Genomic DNA, 19,845 nt, shown 5'->3' on the forward strand with positions numbered 1-19,845 from the left:
GACGGTCTGCGGCCCTCGCTGGTGACCGGGGCGGCGGTGGTGGCCCTCGCCGGGGTCGCGGCCCTGTTCATCCCGGGCCGCCGACGAGCCGCCCGCATCGCGGGCCCCGCCGATCAGCCGGCACCGGCCCTGGAGACCGCCGTCCGCTGACCGGCAACGCCCACGCGCGCGTGCGGCCTCGCCCGAGCGGGCGGGCCGCACGCGCGCGTGCCGGGTCATACGGCGGGCCGCGCCCGGCCGTGCACCGGCCCGCCCGTGTCGGGCGGCACGCGGGCCCCGCCCGGCCGGCGCCCGCCGTGTCCGGCCGTACGTCCGCCGGTGTCCAGCCGCACGCGCGCGCGTGGGCGTGCGGGACCACCGCCGACCGCGCGGGCAGCCGCGATCACGGAAACCACCGCCGGGCTGGGCCACCGCGGCCGCGGCCTCAGAGGCGCCGCCGGCACCCCCGCCCCATGTACACCTGCCCGGGCTGTCGGTGGGGTCTCGTAGTCTGGGCGGGTGCAGGAACTTCACGATGTGCCCCTCGCCCCGCTGACCACCTTCCGGCTGGGCGGTCCCGCGACCCGGCTGGTCACGGCGACCACCGACGCCGAGGTGATCGACGCCGTGCGCGAGGCCGACGCCGCCGGCACCCCGCTGCTCGTCATCGGCGGGGGATCCAACCTGGTCATCGGCGACAAGGGTTTCGACGGCACCGCGCTGCGCATCGCCACCCGAGGTTTCGAGCTCAGCGGTACGACGCTGGAGCTGGCCGCCGGCGAGGTGTGGACCGACGCCGTCGCCCGCACCGTCGAGGCCGGGCTCGCCGGCATCGAGTGCCTGGCCGGCATCCCCGGCTCCGCGGGCGCCACCCCGATCCAGAACGTCGGCGCGTACGGCCAGGAGGTCTCCTCCACCATCACCGAGGTCGTCGCCTACGACCGCGAGGCCGGCGGGACGGTCACCCTCACCAACGAGGAGTGTGTCTTCTCCTACCGCCACAGCCGCTTCAAGGAGCACCCCGAGCGGTACGTCGTCCTGCGTGTCCGCTTCCGGCTGGAGGACGCGGACGGGCTGTCCGCGCCGGTCAAGTACGCCGAGACGGCGCGCGCGCTCGGCGTGGAGGCGGGCGACCGGGTCCCGCTCGGCGCCGCCCGCGAGACCGTGCTGAAGCTGCGCGCCGGCAAGGGCATGGTGCTCGACCCGGAGGATCACGACACCTGGTCGGCGGGGTCCTTCTTCACCAACCCGATCCTCACCGACACCGCCTTCGCCGCCTTCCGCGCGCGCGTGCGGGAGCGGCTGGGCGAGGGCGCCGAGCCGCCCGCGTACCCGGCGGGGGAGGGACACACCAAGACGTCGGCGGCCTGGCTGATCGACAAGGCCGGCTTCACCAAGGGCTACGGCACCGGCCCCGCCCGCATCTCCACCAAGCACACCCTCGCCCTCACCAACCGCGGCGGCGCGACCACCGAGGACCTGCTGGCACTGGCCCGCGAGGTCGTGGCCGGCGTGCGCGAGGCCTTCGGCATCACCCTGGTCAACGAGCCGGTGACGGTGGGCGTCAGCCTCTGACCACGCGGCCGGCACCGACCGATCCCGCGGCCGGCACGCGACCCCCGCCTCTCAATACGCCACCCCCACCCCCTGCTTCACCGTCGACGGGTCGGCGACCGCCGCCAGCATCGCGTGGGCCACGTCGGCCCGCCCGGCGAACCGGCCGCGCGGCGGGAAGCCGCCGACGACCGTGCGGTACCTGCCGGTGAGCGGCTTGTCCTGGAGGCGCGGCGGGCGCACCACCGTCCAGTCCGTGGTGCTGCGGGCCAACTCGTCCTCCGCCTCGCGCAGATCGGCGTAGACGTCCTTCAGGAGCGCGGAGATCAGCCGGCGGCCCGCGCGGTCCAGGATCCCGTCGTGCTCCGGCGCGGGGCCGACCGGGGCGGCGGTCACCACGACCAGCCGCCGTACGCCCTCCGCCTCCATCGCGCGCAGCACCGTCCGGGTCAGCCGGGTCGTCACCCCGGCGTCCTTACGGCTGCGGGCGCCCAGCCCGGACAGCACCGCGTCGCGGCCCGAGACGGCGGGGCGCAGCGCCTCCGGGTCGGTGAGGTCCGCGCGGAACACCTCCAGGCCCGTGCCGGTCACCTCCAGCCGGGCCGGGTCGCGCACGACCGCCGTCACCCGGTGACCGGCGGCGAGCGCCTGCTGGACGATCTGCCGGCCGATTCCGCCGGTGGCGCCGAAAACGGTGAGGTTCATCTGTGGCTCCCAGGGCCCGCTGGTGGGTGAGTATTCACTCACCTAGGTTTCCTCTAGGGTGAGTAAGCACTCACCCATCCGTCAACCCCCGGGAGGCCGCCATGGAATCCTTGGGCCCCATGGAGCAGAAACCGGCCCGCGTCCGCGTCCTCGACGCCGCCCACGAGCTGATGCTCACCGTCGGGCTCGCCCGGGCCACCACCAAGGAGATCGCGCGGGCAGCCGGCTGTTCCGAGGCCGCCCTCTACAAGTACTTCGCCAGCAAGGAGGAGCTGTTCATCCAGGTGCTGCACGAGCGGCTGCCGCGCCTGACCCCACTGCTGCGCAGCCTGGCCGCCGAACCGGGCCGCGGCACCCCCGAGCGGAACCTCACCGAGATCGCCCGCCAGGCCGCCCTCTTCTACGAGCAGAGCTTCCCGATCGCCGCGTCCCTCTACGCCGAGATGCAGCTCAAGCGCCGGCACGACCAGGCGATGCGGGAGATGGGCTCGGGCCCCCACGTGCCGATCGAGGAACTGGACGCCTATCTCCGCGCCGAGCAGGCCCTGGGCCGGATCGGCCCCGACGCCGACACCTTCGCGGCCGCCTCGCTGCTGCTCGGCGCCTGCGCCCAGCGCGCCTTCGCCTACGACGCCTCGCCGAGCGGCGAGCGCCCGCCCGTGGACGACTTCGCCGCGCGCCTGGCCCGCACCCTGCTCGCGGGCATCGCCGACGCGTGACCGGCGGCACCCGGCCGCGCCGCGCCGGGCCGCCCTATCCCGTCTTCTCCCGTCCGCCGGTGCGGCCGGCTCAGCCCGTCAGCCAGTCGTCCACGCCCGACAGCAGCTTCTGCCGTACGTCCTCCGGGGCGGCCGAGGCGCGGATGGACTGCCGGGCCAGTTCGGCGAGTTCGGCATCGGTGAAGGCGTGGTGGCGGCGAGCGATGTCGTACTGGGCGGCCAGCCGGGAGCCGAACAGCAGCGGGTCGTCGGCGCCCAGGGCCATCGGCACGCCCGCCTCGAAGAGCCGGCGCAGGGGCACGTCCTCGGGCTTCTCGTAGACGCCCAGCGCCACGTTCGACGCCGGGCACACCTCGCAGGTGATCTGGCGGTCGGCGAGGCGCCGCATCAGGCGCGGGTCCTCCGCCGCGCGCACCCCGTGGCCCACCCGGTGGGCGTGGAGGTCGTCCAGGCAGTCGCGGACCGAGGCCGGGCCGGTCAGCTCGCCGCCGTGCGGGGCCGCGAACAGCCCGCCGTCCCGCGCGATGGCGAAGGCGCGGTCGAAGTCCCTCGCCATGCCCCGGCGTTCGTCGTTGGAGAGGCCGAAGCCGACCACCCCGCGGTCGCGGTAGCGCACCGCCAGCCGGGCCAGCGTGCGCGCGTCCAGCGGGTGCTTCATGCGGTTGGCGGCCACCAGGACCCGCATGCCGAGGCCGGTGTCCCGCGAGGTCGTCTCCACCGCGTCCAGGATGATCTCCAGCGCCGGGATCAGCCCGCCCAGGCGCGGGGCGTACGAGGTGGGGTCGACCTGGATCTCCAGCCAGCCGGAGCCGTCGTTCAGGTCCTCCTCGGCCGCCTCGCGCACCAGTCGCTGGATGTCCTCCGGCTCGCGCAGGCAGGAGCGCGCCGCGTCGTACAGCCGCTGGAAGCGGAACCAGCCCCGCTCGTCGGTGGCCCTCAGTCTCGGCGGTTCCCCACTGGTCAGGGCGTCCGTCAGGGCCTCGGGCAGCCGCACGCCGTACTTGTCGGCCAGTTCCAGCACGGTGGTGGGCCGCATCGACCCGGTGAAGTGCAGGTGCAGATGGGCTTTCGGCAGCTCAGAGACATCACGTGCACGCGGGGAGGTCGGGGGGTACCCCCCTGAAGAGCTCAGCATCCCAGGATCCTGCCGCACGCCCCGTGAGTCCCGGTAGCGTTTTCCCCGTTCGTGGTCTTGCTCGCACAAACAAACGGACCACCGGGTGCATGCACCCAGTGGTCCGCGTCGGGAAGCGTGAGACGTCAGTCCCGCGCCTCCGCCAGCAGCTTCTGGATCCGGCTCACGCCCTCCACCAGGTCCTCGTCACCGAGGGCGTAGGAAAGGCGCAGATAGCCGGGGGTGCCGAAGGCCTCGCCCGGGACGACCGCGACCTCGGCCTCCTCCAGGATCAGCGCGGCCAGTTCCACCGTGTTCTGCGGGCGCTTGCCGCGGATCTCCTTGCCGATCAGCGCCTTCACCGACGGGTAGGCGTAGAAGGCGCCCTCCGGCTCCGGGCAGAGCACGCCGTCGATCTCGTTGAGCATCCGCACGATGGTCTTGCGCCGGCGGTCGAAGGCCTCGCGCATCTTCGCCACGGCCTCCAGGCCGCCGGAGACGGCGGCGAGGGCGGCGGCCTGCGAGACGTTCGACACGTTGGAGGTGGCGTGCGACTGGAGGTTGGTCGCGGCCTTGACCACGTCCTTGGGGCCGATGACCCAGCCCACGCGCCAGCCGGTCATGGCGTACGTCTTGGCGACGCCGTTGACGACGACGCACTTGTCGCGCAGTTCCGGCAGCAGGGCCGGCAGGGAGACGGAGACGGCGTCGCCGTAGACGAGGTGCTCGTAGATCTCGTCGGTGAGGACCCACAGGCCGTGCTCCAGCGCCCAGCGGCCGATCGCCTCGGTCTCGGCCTCGGAGTACACCGCGCCGGTCGGGTTGGAGGGCGAGACGAAGAGGACGACCTTGGTCTTCTCGGTGCGGGCGGCCTCCAGCTGCTCGACCGTGACCCGGTAGCCGGTGGTCTCGTCGGCGACGACCTCGACCGGGACGCCGCCGGCCAGGCGGATCGACTCCGGGTACGTCGTCCAGTACGGCGCCGGCACGATGACCTCGTCGCCCGGGTCGAGGATCGCGGCGAAGGCCTCGTAGATCGCCTGCTTGCCGCCGTTGGTGACCAGGATCTGGGAGACGTCCGGCTCCCAGCCCGAGTCGCGCAGCGTCTTCGCGGCGATCGCGGACTTCAGCTCGGGCAGGCCGCCGGCCGGGGTGTACCGGTGGAACTTGGGGTTCTTGCAGGCCTCGATCGCGGCCTCGACGATGTAGTCCGGGGTCGGGAAGTCGGGCTCGCCGGCGCCGAAGCCGATCACCGGACGCCCGGCGGCCTTGAGGGCCTTGGCCTTGGCGTCCACGGCGAGGGTGGCGGACTCGGAGATCGCGCCGATGCGGGCGGAGACCCGGCGCTCGGTGGGAGGGGTTGCAGCGCTCATACCGTCCATCGTTTCAGACCCCGAACGCGCCGGGCACGCGGGTTTCACGGACTGAACAGGACCGGTCGAACCCTTGAACAACCGTCCGGATCCGGGCCCCGGCCAGGCGATCTTCCAACGGGCGGGCGCCGGGCGGCACTTTCTGTTCGACGACCGGCCCCGGACCACGTACACTCTTCCCTCGTTGGCCTTCAGCAGCCGCTGCCGCACCCGGTGCACACCGGGCATCCGGTCGGATGCGGTACGTTGGGGGACACACAAAGGGTCGTAGCTCAATTGGTAGAGCACTGGTCTCCAAAACCAGCGGTTGGGGGTTCAAGTCCCTCCGGCCCTGCTACACACACCTTCGCCGAGATGTGTGCGCATGTACGTACAGCAATGCACCGCCGTGCGGCTCGACCGGGCGCGGCACGGCCACGACCCGGAATCAGGTGAGGACGAATGACGGACGCCGTGGGCTCCATCGACACGCCTGATGCCCAGGACCAGGTGACGGAGTCCAAGAAGAAGCCCCGCAAGGGCGGCAAGCGCGCCAAGAAGGGCCCGCTGAAGCGCCTTGCCCTCTTCTACCGCCAGATCGTCGCGGAGCTCCGCAAGGTCGTCTGGCCCTCCCGCAACCAGCTGACGTCGTACACCACCGTGGTGATCTTCTTCGTTGCCGTCATGATCGCTCTGGTGACCGTGATTGACTATGGGCTCAACCACGCGGCCAAGTACGTTTTCGGCTGAGCCAGAAGCGAAGGGCGCCGTGGTTACCGGCGCCCGTTTTCGCATGTTCCACCCCTATGTATCCAGGAAGAAGCAGCCACCGTGTCTGACCCGAACCTGAACGACGCCATCGAGCCGACCGAGTCCGTGGATGACGAGCTCGACATCGTCGAGGGTGCGGACGAGGTCGACGAGGCCGAGGCTGCCGAGGCCGCCGCGGGCGAGCCCGCCGAGGAGGCCGCCGTCCACGTCGAGGACGACGAGGCCGCCGAGGCCACCGAGGACGAAGCCGGCGAGGCCGCCGACGAGGAGCCCGGTGAGCCCGAGGAGGAGCTCGACCCGGTCACCCAGCTCCGCGAGGAACTGCGCACGCTGCCCGGCGAGTGGTACGTCATCCACACCTACGCCGGCTACGAGAAGCGCGTGAAGGCCAACCTCGAGCAGCGCGCCGTCTCGCTGAACGTCGAGGACTTCATCTACCAGGCCGAGGTCCCCGAGGAAGAGATCGTCCAGATCAAGAACGGCGAGCGCAAGACCGTCCGGCAGAACAAGCTGCCCGGTTACGTCCTCGTCCGCATGGACCTGACCAACGAGTCGTGGGGCGTCGTCCGCAACACCCCGGGCGTCACCGGCTTCGTCGGCAACGCCTACGACCCCTACCCGCTGTCCCTGGACGAGATCGTGAAGATGCTCGCCCCGGAGGCGGAGGAGAAGGCCGCCCGTGAGGCCGCCGAGGCCGAGGGCAAGCCGGCCCCGCAGCGCAAGGTCGAGGTCCAGGTGCTGGACTTCGAGGTCGGCGACTCGGTCACCGTCACCGACGGCCCCTTCGCCACGCTGCAGGCGACGATCAACGAGATCAACCCCGACTCCAAGAAGGTCAAGGGCCTGGTCGAGATCTTCGGCCGCGAGACCCCGGTCGAGCTGAGCTTCGACCAGATCCAGAAGAACTGACGCCTCACGGCGACAAAGCCACCGGACGGGTCAGACAGGTTGTCGCAACCTGTCTGACCTGCTCGGTTTCAAGCCGCGCATCCATACCCGCTATCGTTGTGCGGTATGCCTGCGTCCGGGTGGTCCCCGGGAGCGGGCAGGACCCGAAATCGAAAGGACCCGGAGAGCTATGCCTCCCAAGAAGAAGAAGGTCACGGGGCTCATCAAGCTCCAGATCCAGGCCGGTGCCGCCAACCCGGCTCCGCCGGTCGGTCCGGCGCTGGGTCAGCACGGCGTCAACATCATGGAGTTCTGCAAGGCCTACAACGCCGCGACCGAGTCGCAGCGCGGTTGGGTCATCCCGGTGGAGATCACGGTCTACGAGGACCGCTCCTTCACCTTCATCACCAAGACGCCGCCGGCCGCCAAGATGATCCTCAAGGCCGCGGGCGTGGAGAAGGGCTCCGGCGAGCCGCACAAGACCAAGGTCGCCAAGATCACCCAGGCGCAGGTCCGCGAGATCGCCCAGACCAAGCTGCCCGACCTCAACGCCAACGACCTGGACGCCGCCGCGAAGATCATCGCCGGCACCGCGCGTTCCATGGGCGTCACCGTCGAGGGCTGAACCCTCCCGTAGTACATATGCGGCCGTGATCACCCGATCCCAGCGCCGCACGTGGCAGGGCCTGCTCGGCCCGTACCACGACTCCTTTCAGAACACACAGGAGCAGTTGTGAGCAAGCGCAGCAAGGCCCTTCGCGCTGCGGACGCCAAGGTCGACCGGGAGAAGCTGTACGCCCCGCTCGAGGCCGTCCGTCTCGCCAAGGACACCTCCACGACCAAGTTCGACGGCACCGTCGAGGTCGCCTTCCGTCTGGGTGTCGACCCGCGCAAGGCCGACCAGATGGTCCGTGGCACCGTGAACCTTCCGCACGGCACCGGTAAGACCGCCCGGGTCCTGGTCTTCGCGACCGGTGACCGTGCCGAGGCCGCGCGTGCCGCGGGCGCCGACATCGTCGGCGCCGACGAGCTGATCGACGAGGTGGCGAAGGGCCGTCTGGACTTCGACGCCGTCGTCGCCACCCCGGACCTCATGGGCAAGGTCGGCCGCCTCGGCCGCGTCCTCGGCCCGCGTGGTCTGATGCCGAACCCGAAGACCGGCACCGTCACCCCCGACACCGCCAAGGCCGTCACCGAGATCAAGGGCGGCAAGATCGAGTTCCGCGTCGACAAGCACTCGAACCTGCACTTCATCATCGGCAAGACGTCGTTCGACGACAGCAAGCTGGTGGAGAACTACGGCGCCGCGCTGGAGGAGATCCTCCGTCTGAAGCCGTCCGCCGCCAAGGGTCGTTACATCAAGAAGGCCGCCATCACCACCACGATGGGCCCCGGCATCCCGGTCGACCCGAACCGCACCCGCAACCTCCTCGTCGAGGAGGACCCGGCCGCGGTCTGAGCCTCACCGCTCGCGAGTCCGGCGACGAGCCCCGCAACCCGATGGGTCGCGGGGCTCGTCCCTTTTCGCGTACGGCTGTCGGTGGGCTGCGCTAGCGTGCAACTCACAGCAATCGTCTGGGGGGACGCATGAAAAGCACGACCACGCGCCGCATCACGCTCTGCGCCGCGGTGGCCACCGCGGTGACGTCCGTGGCCGCCTGCGGTTCGTCGGGCTCGGGGAAGGCGGCCAAGGCGGCCGGCCAGGGCGTGACGCGCGTGAGCCCGATAGCGGCCCTGCGCTCCGCCGAGGCGTCCACGGACAAGGCCGACTCCGCCCGGGTCGACGGGACGACCACCATCGGCTCCATGGTGTCCATGAAGGCGCAGGGCGCGCTCGCCTGGGGCGAGGGCCTGACCGGCCGGCTGACCCTGACGTACACCGGCGGCACCATGGCCGAGACCATGCGCGGCACGGCCGGCATCACGTCGATGGAGGCGCGCTACCTGCCGGACGCGTACTACGCGCACATGAGCGACACCTTCGCCGCCCAGGCCGGCGGCGGCAGACACTGGCTGCGCTACGGCTACGACGACCTCGGCCGGCTCGCCGGCGGCTCCGGCGCGTACCTGAAGGACCAGCTGCGCAACACCACGCCGAACCAGTCGGTGAAGCTCCTGCTGGCCTCCGGCGACGTGAAGAAGGCGGGCGAGGCCACCGTCCGCGGCCAGCACACCACGCACTACGCCGGCACGGTCGACGTCGCCGACCTCGCCACGCGAACCTCCCACCTGCCCAAGAGCCAGCTGGACCAGCTCAAGCAGCAGCTCACCCAGGCCGGCGTCACCACCGAGAGCGTCGACATCTGGATCAACGACCAGAACCTGCTGGTCAAGAAGGTGGAGAAGGCCGACATGACGGCCGGCACCATGACCAGCACCGCCTACTACAGCGACTACGGCACGAAGGTCTCCGTCACCGCGCCCCCGGCCGGCGACACCAGGGACTTCAAGGACCTGATGAAGTCGCAGGGCACCGTCACGGGCGGCACCGGTACCGGCACTGGCACCGGCACTGGGTCCTGATTTGCCCGACGGCGACCCCGTCCCGTACTCTCCTACAGAAGCCAAAGACCGCTGGTCGTTGCCGTGCGCTCGCTCGAGGGCGCGGTGGCCGAAGGATCCGCTGAAACTGCGGACGACCCGCGCAGGTGACTGTGGAAGAACTCCCGGAGTGCGCGCGCCCACATCGCGTGTGCCACCGGTCGAGTCCGCCCCGTGCGCCTGCGCCGGGGCGTTTCGTTTTCCCCAGTCCTCCTTCGGGTCCGCGCGGTCAGAATCACCCGGAAGGAGGCCGAGGCTCTATGGCGAGGCCCGACAAGGCTGCCGCAGTGGCGGAGTTGACGGAGCAGTTCCGCAACTCCAGCGCTGCCGTGCTGACCGAGTACCGCGGTCTCACCGTGGCGCAGCTCAAGACGCTGCGCCGTTCGCTCGGTGAGAACGCCCAGTACGCCGTGGTGAAGAACACGCTGACCAAGATTGCGGCCAACGAGGCCGGGATCACGACGCTGGACGACCTGTTCAACGGTCCGACGGCTGTCGCCTTCGTCACCGGTGACCCGGTGGAGTCGGCGAAGGGTCTCCGTGACTTCGCCAAGGACAACCCGAATCTCGTCATCAAGGGCGGTGTCCTTGACGGCAAGGCGCTGTCCGCCGACGAGATCAAGAAGCTTGCGGACCTCGAGTCCCGCGAGGTTCTGCTCAGCAAGCTGGCCGGTGCCTTCAAGGCGAAGCAGTCCCAGGCTGCCTCCGTCTTCCAGGCGCTGCCGTCGAAGCTCGTCCGCACCGTGGACGCGCTGCGCGCCAAGCAGGCCGAGCAGGGCGGTGCCGAGTAACTCGGCTCGCTTTCTGATCCGGGCCGCCTCGCGGCGGCAGGGGTCACAGCGGGCCGACGTACGCCCGCCATTCATGTACATCCGGCACCAGCCGAATTAGTGGAAGGATCGCCCATCATGGCGAAGCTCAGCCAGGAAGACCTGCTCGCGCAGTTCGAGGAGATGACCCTCATCGAGCTCTCCGAGTTCGTGAAGGCCTTCGAGGACAAGTTCGACGTCACCGCCGCCGCGGCCGCCCCGGTCGTCGTCGCCGGCCAGGGTGGCGGCGCCGCCGCCGAGGCCGTCGAGGAGAAGGACGAGTTCGACGTCGTCCTCACCGGTGCCGGCGACAAGAAGATCCAGGTCATCAAGGTCGTGCGCGAGCTGACCTCCCTGGGCCTGAAGGAGGCCAAGGACCTGGTCGACGGTGCGCCGAAGCCCGTCCTGGAGAAGGTCAACAAGGAGGCCGCGGACAAGGCCAAGGAGGCGCTCGAGGGCGCCGGTGCCTCCGTCGAGGTCAAGTAAGACCTCCTCGGGTCCGCACGGACTCGCGCGCACGGCAGCCCCGTAGCGCATCCCTGAGAACGGGCCGCACAGGGCTGTAACGCGAACGCACCGAAGAGCGATCATCCATCCGGGTGGTCGCTCTTCGGCGTTCCCCGGGGGTGGCTGTGGCGGCCTTGCACCCGAGTTCGGGAGGGGTATGGTGATCTTCGTCGTGCCTCGAGAGGCCCCCGGCGGCAGGCCGCAAGAGATGGTGCAAGTGACGATGGCAGCATCCGGTTCGGGCATGGGGGGCCTTGACGAACCGCACGCAGCGCGCAATTCTCAGGACGCGTCGTCACAAGGATCCGAATCCGAGGCATGGATCGACGGCGAAGAGGGCAGTATCAACGTGCGTTGAGGGCAAGCATGCCGCAGGCGGTGACGACAACGAGGGTCTCGGAAAACCGGCGCTGGACATCAGTGTGCCAAGTGGCTACACTGACCCTTTGCGCTGCCTGTTAGCTGTCCCCTGCCCGTCACCAGGGGCCTGCCCTCGCCTGAGCATCGACGACCGGACCGCACCTGACCTGGCCTCATGGCCACTTCAGGCACCGTCTGTCCCGTTGCCCCGGAGAGGGGCCGGTACGCGCGTAGTGAGTCCGAGCCCTCGGAAGGACCCCCTCTTGGCCGCCTCGCGCAACGCCTCGACCGCGAATACGAACAACGGCGCCAGCACCGCCCCGCTGCGCATCTCCTTTGCAAAGATCAAGGAGCCCCTCGAGGTTCCGAACCTTCTCGCGCTGCAAACCGAGAGCTTCGACTGGCTGCTCGGCAACGACGCGTGGAAGGCTCGCGTCGAGGAGGCTCTGGAGAACGGTCAGGACGTCCCCACCAAGTCCGGCCTCGAGGAGATCTTCGAGGAGATCTCCCCGATCGAGGACTTCTCCGGGTCGATGTCGCTGACGTTCCGGGACCACCGCTTCGAGCCGCCGAAGAACTCCATCGACGAGTGCAAGGAGCGCGACTTCACGTACGCCGCCCCGCTCTTCGTCACCGCCGAGTTCACCAACAACGAGACCGGTGAGATCAAGTCCCAGACGGTCTTCATGGGCGACTTCCCGCTCATGACGAACAAGGGCACTTTCGTCATCAACGGCACCGAGCGTGTCGTGGTGTCGCAGCTGGTCCGTTCCCCCGGTGTCTACTTCGACTCCTCCATCGACAAGACGTCCGACAAGGACATCTTCTCCGCCAAGATCATCCCCTCCCGGGGCGCCTGGCTGGAGATGGAGATCGACAAGCGCGACATGGTCGGTGTCCGCATCGACCGCAAGCGCAAGCAGTCCGTCACCGTACTGCTCAAGGCGCTCGGCTGGACCAACGAGCAGATCCTCGAGGAGTTCGGCGAGTACGAGTCCATGCGCGCCACCCTGGAGAAGGACCACACCCAGGGCCAGGACGACGCGCTGCTCGACATCTACCGCAAGCTGCGTCCGGGCGAGCCCCCCACGCGTGAGGCCGCGCAGACGCTGCTCGAGAACCTCTACTTCAACCCCAAGCGCTACGACCTCGCCAAGGTCGGCCGCTACAAGGTCAACAAGAAGCTGGGTGCGGACGCCCCGCTGGACGCGGGCATCCTGACCGTCGAGGACGTCATCTCGACGATCAAGTACCTGGTGAAGCTGCACGCGGGCGAGACCGAGACCGTCGGTGACGCCGGCGGGACGATCGTCGTCGAGACCGACGACATCGACCACTTCGGCAACCGCCGTCTGCGCAGCGTGGGCGAGCTCATCCAGAACCAGGTCCGCACCGGCCTGGCCCGTATGGAGCGCGTCGTCCGCGAGCGCATGACGACCCAGGACGTCGAGGCGATCACGCCGCAGACCCTGATCAACATCCGGCCGGTCGTCGCCTCCATCAAGGAGTTCTTCGGCACCAGCCAGCTGTCCCAGTTCATGGACCAGAACAACCCGCTGTCCGGGCTGACGCACAAGCGGCGTCTGTCCGCGCTCGGCCCGGGTGGTCTCTCCCGTGAGCGGGCCGGCTTCGAGGTCCGTGACGTGCACCCCTCGCACTACGGCCGCATGTGCCCGATCGAGACGCCCGAAGGCCCGAACATCGGTCTGATCGGCTCGCTCGCCTCCTACGGCCGGGTCAACGCGTTCGGCTTCGTCGAGACCCCGTACCGCAAGGTCGCGGGCGGCCAGGTCACCGACGAGGTCGACTACCTGACCGCCGACGAGGAGGACCGCTTCGTCATCGCGCAGGCCAACGCCACGCTCGGCGACGACCTGCGGTTCGCCGAGGCCCGCGTCCTGGTCCGCCGCCGTGGCGGCGAGGTCGACTACGTCAGCCCCGAGGACGTCGACTACATGGACGTCTCGCCGCGCCAGATGGTGTCGGTCGCGACCGCCATGATCCCCTTCCTCGAGCACGACGACGCCAACCGTGCCCTCATGGGCGCGAACATGATGCGCCAGGCCGTGCCGCTCATCAAGAGCGAGGCCCCGCTCGTCGGCACCGGCATGGAGTACCGCTCCGCCGTCGACGCCGGCGACGTCGTCAAGGCCGAGAAGGCCGGTGTGGTCCAGGAGGTCTCCGCGGACTACATCACCACCGCCAACGACGACGGCACCTACATCACCTACCGGCTGGCCAAGTTCGCCCGCTCCAACCAGGGCACCTCGGTCAACCAGAAGGTCATCGTCAACGAGGGCGACCGCGTCATCGAGGGCCAGGTCCTCGCCGACGGCCCGGCCACCCAGAACGGCGAGATGGCGCTCGGCAAGAACCTGCTGGTCGCGTTCATGCCGTGGGAGGGTCACAACTACGAGGACGCGATCATCCTGTCGCAGCGCCTCGTGCAGGACGACGTCCTCTCCTCGATCCACATCGAGGAGCACGAGGTCGACGCCCGTGACACCAAGCTCGGCCCCGAGGAGATCACCCGGGACATCCCGAACGTCTCCGAGGAGGTCCTCGCCGACCTCGACGAGCGCGGCATCATCCGCATCGGCGCCGAGGTCATCGCCGGTGACATCCTGGTCGGCAAGGTCACCCCGAAGGGCGAGACCGAGCTGACCCCGGAGGAGCGCCTGCTGCGCGCGATCTTCGGTGAGAAGGCCCGTGAGGTCCGTGACACCTCGCTGAAGGTGCCGCACGGCGAGACCGGCAAGGTCATCGGTGTGCGCGTCTTCGACCGCGAGGAGGGCGACGAGCTGCCCCCGGGCGTGAACCAGCTGGTCCGCGTCTACGTGGCGCAGAAGCGCAAGATCACCGACGGTGACAAGCTCGCCGGCCGCCACGGCAACAAGGGTGTCATCTCCAAGATCCTGCCGATCGAGGACATGCCGTTCCTGGAGGACGGCACCCCGGTCGACATCATCCTCAACCCGCTGGGTGTGCCGTCCCGAATGAACCCGGGACAGGTCCTGGAGATCCACCTCGGCTGGCTCGCCAGCCGCGGCTGGGACGTCTCCGGCCTGGCGGACGAGTGGGCGCAGCGCCTCCAGGCGATCGGCGCCGACCAGGTCGACCCGGGCACGAACGTCGCGACCCCCGTCTTCGACGGTGCGCGCGAGGACGAGCTCGCGGGTCTGCTGCAGCACACCATCCCGAACCGGGACGGCGAGCGCATGGTGCTCCCGACCGGTAAGGCGCGGCTGTTCGACGGCCGCAGCGGTGAGCCGTTCCCGGACCCGATCTCGGTCGGCTACATGTACATCCTGAAGCTGCACCACCTGGTCGACGACAAGCTGCACGCCCGCTCGACCGGTCCGTACTCGATGATCACCCAGCAGCCGCTCGGTGGTAAGGCGCAGTTCGGCGGCCAGCGGTTCGGCGAGATGGAGGTGTGGGCACTCGAGGCCTACGGCGCCGCCTACGCCCTCCAGGAACTGCTGACCATCAAGTCCGACGACGTCACCGGCCGCGTGAAGGTCTACGAGGCCATCGTCAAGGGCGAGAACATCCCCGAGCCCGGCATCCCCGAGTCCTTCAAGGTGCTCATCAAGGAGATGCAGTCTCTCTGCCTGAACGTGGAGGTGCTGTCCAGCGACGGTATGTCCATCGAGATGCGTGACACCGACGAGGATGTCTTCCGCGCCGCGGAGGAGCTCGGCATCGACCTGTCCCGGCGCGAGCCGAGCAGCGTCGAAGAGGTCTGACGGGAGTCCGGCGGGCCTTCTGACCAGAAGGCCCGCCGACCCCCAGGCCCCCGTTTCAGACCAAAGACTTACGACCCTGAGAGGGATTGACGCATAGTGCTCGACGTCAACTTCTTCGACGAGCTCCGGATCGGCCTGGCCACCGCTGACGACATCCGTCAGTGGAGCCACGGCGAGGTCAAGAAGCCCGAGACCATCAACTACCGCACCCTCAAGCCCGAGAAGGACGGACTCTTCTGCGAGAAGATCTTCGGTCCGACCCGGGACTGGGAGTGCTACTGCGGCAAGTACAAGCGCGTCCGCTTCAAGGGCATCATCTGTGAGCGCTGTGGCGTGGAGGTGACCCGCGCCAAGGTGCGCCGTGAGCGGATGGGCCACATCGAGCTGGCCGCCCCCGTCACGCACATCTGGTACTTCAAGGGCGTCCCGAGCCGGCTGGGCTACCTGCTCGACCTGGCCCCCAAGGACCTCGAGAAGGTCATCTACTTCGCGGCGTACATGATCACGTACGTCGACGAGGAGCGCCGCACCCGCGACCTGCCCTCGCTGGAGGCCCACGTCTCCGTCGAGCGCCAGCAGGTCGAGCAGCGCCGCGACGCCGACCTCGAGGCCCGCGCCAAGAAGCTCGAGACCGACCTGGCCGAGCTGGAGGCCGAGGGCGCCAAGGCCGACGTGCGCCGCAAGGTGCGCGAGGGCGCCGAGCGCGAGATGAAGCAGCTGCGCGACCGCGCGCAGCGTGAGATCGACCGCCTCGACGAGGTGTGGACCCGGTTCAAGAACCTCAAGGTCCAGGACCTCGAGGGCGACGAGCTGCTCTACCGCGAGCTGCGTGACCGCTTCGGCACCTACTTCGACGGCTCGATGGGCGCCGCGGCGCTGCAGAAGCGCCTGGAGTCCTTCGACCTCGAGGAGGAGGCCGAGAAGCTCCGCGAGATCATCCGCACCGGCAAGGGCCAGAAGAAGACCCGCGCCCTGAAGCGGCTGAAGGTCGTCTCCGCGTTCCTGCAGACCTCCAACAGCCCCAAGGGCATGGTCCTGGACTGCGTCCCGGTCATTCCGCCGGACCTGCGTCCGATGGTGCAGCTGGACGGTGGCCGCTTCGCGACCTCCGACCTGAACGACCTGTACCGCCGTGTCATCAACCGCAACAACCGCCTGAAGCGGCTTCTCGACCTCGGCGCGCCCGAGATCATCGTGAACAACGAGAAGCGCATGCTCCAGGAGGCCGTCGACGCGCTCTTCGACAACGGCCGCCGCGGCCGCCCGGTAACGGGCCCCGGCAACCGTCCGCTGAAGTCGCTGTCCGACATGCTCAAGGGCAAGCAGGGCCGCTTCCGCCAGAACCTGCTCGGCAAGCGCGTGGACTACTCCGCGCGTTCCGTGATCGTCGTCGGTCCGCAGCTCAAGCTGCACCAGTGCGGTCTGCCGAAGGCGATGGCGCTGGAGCTGTTCAAGCCGTTCGTGATGAAGCGCCTGGTCGACCTGAACCACGCGCAGAACATCAAGAGCGCCAAGCGCATGGTCGAGCGCGGCCGCACGGTCGTGTACGACGTGCTCGAAGAGGTCATCGCCGAGCACCCGGTCCTGCTGAACCGTGCGCCCACCCTGCACCGCCTGGGCATCCAGGCCTTCGAGCCGCAGCTGGTCGAGGGCAAGGCCATCCAGATCCACCCGCTCGTGTGCACCGCGTTCAACGCGGACTTCGACGGTGACCAGATGGCCGTGCACCTGCCGCTGTCCGCGGAGGCGCAGGCCGAGGCCCGCATCCTGATGCTGTCCTCGAACAACATCCTCAAGCCGGCCGACGGCCGTCCGGTGACGATGCCGACCCAGGACATGGTCCTCGGTCTGTTCTTCCTCACCACCGACGGCGAGATGCGGGACGTGAAGGGCGAGGACCGCTCCTTCTCCTCCGTGGCCGAGGCGATCATGGCGTTCGACGCCGGCGAGCTCTCGCTGCAGTCGCGCGTGGACATCCGCTTCCCGGTGGGCACCATCCCGCCGCGCGGCTGGACCCCGCCGGCTCGCGAGGAGGGCGAGCCGGAGTGGCAGCAGGGTGACAGCTTCCGGCTGAAGACCACCCTGGGCCGCGCGCTCTTCAACGAGCTGCTGCCCGAGGACTACCCGTTCGTCGACTACGAGGTCGGCAAGAAGCAGCTCTCCGAGATCGTCAACGACCTCGCCGAGCGCTACCCGAAGGTCATCGTGGCGGCGACGCTCGACAACCTGAAGGCGGCCGGCTTCTACTGGGCCACCCGTTCCGGCGTCACCGTCGCCATCTCCGACGTCGTCGTTCCCGAGGCGAAGAAGGAGATCGTCCGCGGTTACGAGGCGCAGGACGAGAAGGTCCAGAAGCAGTACGAGCGCGGTCTGATCACCAAGGACGAGCGCACGCAGGAGCTCATCGCGATCTGGACCAAGGCGACCAACGAGGTCGCCGAGGCGATGAACGACAACTTCCCGAAGACCAACCCGATCTTCATGATGGTGAACTCGGGTGCGCGCGGCAACATGATGCAGATGCGTCAGATCGCCGGTATGCGTGGTCTGGTGTCGAACGCGAAGAACGAGACGATCCCGCGGCCCATCAAGGCCTCGTTCCGTGAGGGTCTGTCCGTGCTGGAGTACTTCATCTCCACGCACGGCGCCCGTAAGGGTCTGGCGGACACCGCTCTGCGTACCGCCGACTCGGGTTACCTCACCCGTCGTCTGGTCGACGTCTCCCAGGACGTCATCATCCGCGAGGAGGACTGCGGCACCGACCGCGGCCTCAAGCTCCAGATCGCGGAGGTCGGCGCGGACGGCGTGCTGCGCAAGGCGGAGAACGTCGAGACGTCCGTGTACGCGCGCTGCCTCGCCGAGGACATCGTGGTCGACGGCCAGGTGCTGGCCCCGGCCGGCACCGACCTGGGCGACGTCCTCATCGAGGAGCTCGTCTCCCGCGGCGTCGCGGAGGTCAAGACCCGCTCGGTCCTGACCTGCGAGTCCGCCGTCGGCACCTGCGCCATGTGCTACGGCCGTTCGCTCGCCACCGGCAAGCTGGTCGACATCGGTGAGGCGGTCGGCATCATCGCCGCCCAGTCCATCGGTGAGCCCGGCACCCAGCTGACGATGCGTACCTTCCACACCGGTGGTGTGGCCGGTGACGACATCACCCAGGGTCTGCCGCGTGTCGTCGAGCTCTTCGAGGCCCGTACGCCCAAGGGTGTCGCCCCGATCTCGGAGGCGGCCGGCCGCATCCGTATCGAGGAGACCGAGAAGACCAAGAAGATCGTCGTCACCCCGGACGACGGCAGCGACGAGACGGCGTTCCCGATCTCGAAGCGCGCCCGTCTGCTGGTGGGCGAGGGCGACCACGTCGAGGTGGGCCAGAAGCTCACCGTGGGTGCCACCAACCCGCACGACGTGCTGCGCATCCTGGGTCAGCGCGCCGTCCAGGTCCACCTGGTCGGCGAGGTCCAGAAGGTCTACAACTCGCAGGGTGTGTCGATCCACGACAAGCACATCGAGATCATCATCCGGCAGATGCTCCGCCGCGTGACGATCATCGAGTCCGGCGACGCCGAGCTGCTGCCCGGCGAGCTGGTCGAGCGCTCGAAGTTCGAGCAGGAGAACCGCCGTGTGGTCCAGGAGGGCGGTCACCCGGCCTCCGGTCGTCCGCAGCTGATGGGTATCACCAAGGCCTCGCTGGCGACGGAATCCTGGCTGTCGGCCGCCTCCTTCCAGGAGACGACCCGAGTCCTGACGGACGCGGCGATCAACGCCAAGTCCGACAGCCTCATCGGCCTCAAGGAGAACGTCATCATCGGTAAGCTCATCCCGGCCGGTACGGGCCTGTCCCGCTACCGCAACATCCGGGTCGAGCCGACCGAGGAGGCCAAGGCCGCGATGTACTCGGCCGTCGGCTACGACGACATCGACTACTCGCCGTTCGGCACCGGCTCCGGCCAGGCCGTCCCGCTGGAGGACTACGACTACGGTCCGTACAACCAGTAAGCGAGCAGCCGCTTGACGCGGTGAAGGGCGGTCACCCCCTGCGGGTGGCCGCCCTTCGGCGTGTCCGGGTCCGTGCCCTCCTCAGAGCTTGAGCCGGAGATACGGCTCCAGTGCGCTCAGCCGGGTCTCGTGGTCCGGGTGGGTGGACAGCAGCCGGTCCACGGTGCCGGGCGCCTTCAGCTTCTGCCCCTGCGCCACGGCGGCCGCCTTCGCCGCCTCCTCCTCGGTGCGGAAGTGGTGGATCACCTCGGCCAGCCGGCGCGCGAAGCCCAGCTCGGCGGCCTGCTGGTCGGCGCGCAGCTCGCCGCGCCGGCCCATGTACGCGAGCAGGTAGGGGGCGGCCACCAGCGGGACGGTGATGTACCAGGCGCCGAGGAAGCCGGCGACCACCGCCATGCCGATGAAGAGGTACACGAACCCGGCGGCGGCCAGCGAGAACACGCTCGCCACGGCGATCGCGACCCGGGCCAGGCCCCGCATCACCGCCCAGGCGATCCGCCCGGGCAGCGAGTACCAGTAGCCGAGCAGTCCCGCCCAGGCGTGCCCGCCCGTGTGGTGGCCGAGCTCGTGCGCGAGTACGGCCGCGAGGTTGCTGCTGGGAATCCTGTTCAGGGCGTACGTGGTGACGCCGACGACGTGTCCGGCCACGGCCACGGCGTTCAGCTCGTCGCTGTTCTCCACCATCAGCTCGTAGGTGTGCGCCTCGATGCCCGCCCGCGCGGTCACCTCCCGCCACACCGGCTCCAGCCGTGCCCGCTCCTCGGCCGTGGGCGCGCGCAGCTTGAGCACGTGCCGGGCGAA

At 69.3% G+C, this 19,845-nt stretch carries 16 protein-coding genes, 1 tRNA gene and 1 pseudogene; 14 read left to right on the plus strand and 4 right to left on the minus strand.

The features are described from left to right. Both IE249_RS36100 and IE249_RS03975 read left to right on the plus strand, forming a co-directional pair. Positions 1 to 150, plus strand: a pseudogene (locus tag IE249_RS36100) (MFS transporter); the annotation flags it as partial. Between the two features lie 348 nt (positions 151 to 498). Beyond that, positions 499 to 1,554, plus strand: a complete 1,056-nt coding sequence (locus IE249_RS03975; RefSeq protein WP_189703371.1) for a UDP-N-acetylmuramate dehydrogenase — start codon at positions 499 to 501, stop codon at positions 1,552 to 1,554. Between the two features lie 51 nt (positions 1,555 to 1,605). Here IE249_RS03975 and IE249_RS03980 read toward each other — a convergent pair whose 3' ends face one another. Further along, entirely contained in the window at positions 1,606 to 2,238 is a 633-nt protein-coding gene (locus IE249_RS03980) for an NAD(P)-dependent oxidoreductase (RefSeq protein ID WP_189703372.1), read from the minus strand. 119 nt (positions 2,239 to 2,357) lie between these two features. Here IE249_RS03980 and IE249_RS03985 point away from each other — a divergent pair, with 119 nt between their 5' ends. Further along, complete coding sequence (locus IE249_RS03985; protein ID WP_189703681.1) at positions 2,358 to 2,957, plus strand: TetR/AcrR family transcriptional regulator; 600 nt, start codon at positions 2,358 to 2,360, stop codon at positions 2,955 to 2,957. Between the two features lie 70 nt (positions 2,958 to 3,027). Here IE249_RS03985 and IE249_RS03990 read toward each other — a convergent pair whose 3' ends face one another. Beyond that, on the minus strand, positions 3,028 to 4,092 hold the full coding sequence (locus tag IE249_RS03990; RefSeq protein WP_189703373.1) for an adenosine deaminase: 1,065 nt from the start codon (positions 4,090 to 4,092) through the stop codon (positions 3,028 to 3,030). Between the two features lie 125 nt (positions 4,093 to 4,217). After that, positions 4,218 to 5,444 (minus strand): pyridoxal phosphate-dependent aminotransferase, encoded by a 1,227-nt coding sequence (locus tag IE249_RS03995; protein WP_189703374.1) that lies wholly within the window; start codon positions 5,442 to 5,444, stop codon positions 4,218 to 4,220. A 261-nt stretch (positions 5,445 to 5,705) separates the two neighbouring features. On the opposite strand from IE249_RS03995, the gene IE249_RS04000 reads away from it, so the two are divergent. The 11 genes from IE249_RS04000 to IE249_RS04050 all read left to right on the plus strand — a co-directional run bounded on the left by IE249_RS04000 (position 5,706) and on the right by IE249_RS04050 (position 19,044). Continuing rightward, positions 5,706 to 5,778: transfer RNA gene (locus tag IE249_RS04000), tRNA-Trp, on the plus strand. Positions 5,779 to 5,885: 107 nt separating this feature from the next. Continuing rightward, entirely contained in the window at positions 5,886 to 6,173 is a 288-nt protein-coding gene (secE, locus tag IE249_RS04005; protein WP_189703375.1) for a preprotein translocase subunit SecE, read from the plus strand. 81 nt (positions 6,174 to 6,254) lie between these two features. Further along, positions 6,255 to 7,103: a transcription termination/antitermination protein NusG gene (gene nusG, locus IE249_RS04010; protein ID WP_189703376.1), complete on the plus strand. Its 849-nt coding sequence runs from the start codon at positions 6,255 to 6,257 to the stop codon at positions 7,101 to 7,103. Positions 7,104 to 7,272: 169 nt separating this feature from the next. Continuing rightward, positions 7,273 to 7,707 carry a 50S ribosomal protein L11 gene (gene rplK, locus IE249_RS04015; protein WP_043442978.1) on the plus strand — a complete coding sequence of 145 codons (435 nt, stop codon included), beginning with the start codon at positions 7,273 to 7,275 and terminating at the stop codon, positions 7,705 to 7,707. 108 nt (positions 7,708 to 7,815) lie between these two features. After that, positions 7,816 to 8,541, plus strand: coding sequence for a 50S ribosomal protein L1 (gene rplA / locus IE249_RS04020; protein ID WP_189703377.1), 726 nt, complete (start codon positions 7,816 to 7,818; stop codon positions 8,539 to 8,541). Positions 8,542 to 8,669: 128 nt separating this feature from the next. Next, entirely contained in the window at positions 8,670 to 9,605 is a 936-nt protein-coding gene (locus tag IE249_RS04025) for an SCO4651 family lipoprotein (protein ID WP_189703378.1), read from the plus strand. A gap of 278 nt (positions 9,606 to 9,883) precedes the next feature. Further along, positions 9,884 to 10,414 (plus strand): 50S ribosomal protein L10, encoded by a 531-nt coding sequence (gene rplJ / locus IE249_RS04030; protein WP_037858382.1) that lies wholly within the window; start codon positions 9,884 to 9,886, stop codon positions 10,412 to 10,414. Positions 10,415 to 10,531: 117 nt separating this feature from the next. Beyond that, entirely contained in the window at positions 10,532 to 10,918 is a 387-nt protein-coding gene (gene rplL / locus IE249_RS04035) for a 50S ribosomal protein L7/L12 (protein WP_189703379.1), read from the plus strand. Positions 10,919 to 11,096: 178 nt separating this feature from the next. Further along, positions 11,097 to 11,297, plus strand: a complete 201-nt coding sequence (locus IE249_RS04040) for a hypothetical protein (RefSeq protein WP_189703380.1) — start codon at positions 11,097 to 11,099, stop codon at positions 11,295 to 11,297. Positions 11,298 to 11,562: 265 nt separating this feature from the next. Next, positions 11,563 to 15,048, plus strand: coding sequence for a DNA-directed RNA polymerase subunit beta (rpoB, locus tag IE249_RS04045; protein WP_189703381.1), 3,486 nt, complete (start codon positions 11,563 to 11,565; stop codon positions 15,046 to 15,048). Positions 15,049 to 15,144: 96 nt separating this feature from the next. Continuing rightward, the gene (locus IE249_RS04050) at positions 15,145 to 19,044 is read left to right on the plus strand and encodes a DNA-directed RNA polymerase subunit beta' (protein WP_189703382.1); all 3,900 of its coding nucleotides are present in this window, start codon (positions 15,145 to 15,147) and stop codon (positions 19,042 to 19,044) included. An 81-nt stretch (positions 19,045 to 19,125) separates the two neighbouring features. On the opposite strand, the gene IE249_RS04055 is transcribed toward IE249_RS04050, so the two are convergent. After that, positions 19,126 to 19,845: M48 family metalloprotease (locus IE249_RS04055; RefSeq protein ID WP_229857468.1), on the minus strand; the 720-nt coding region annotated here is incomplete at its 5' end.

The organism is Streptomyces anandii JCM 4720 (genome assembly GCF_014650655.1).
GTDB classification, from domain to species: Bacteria; Actinomycetota; Actinomycetes; order Streptomycetales; family Streptomycetaceae; genus Streptomyces; species Streptomyces anandii.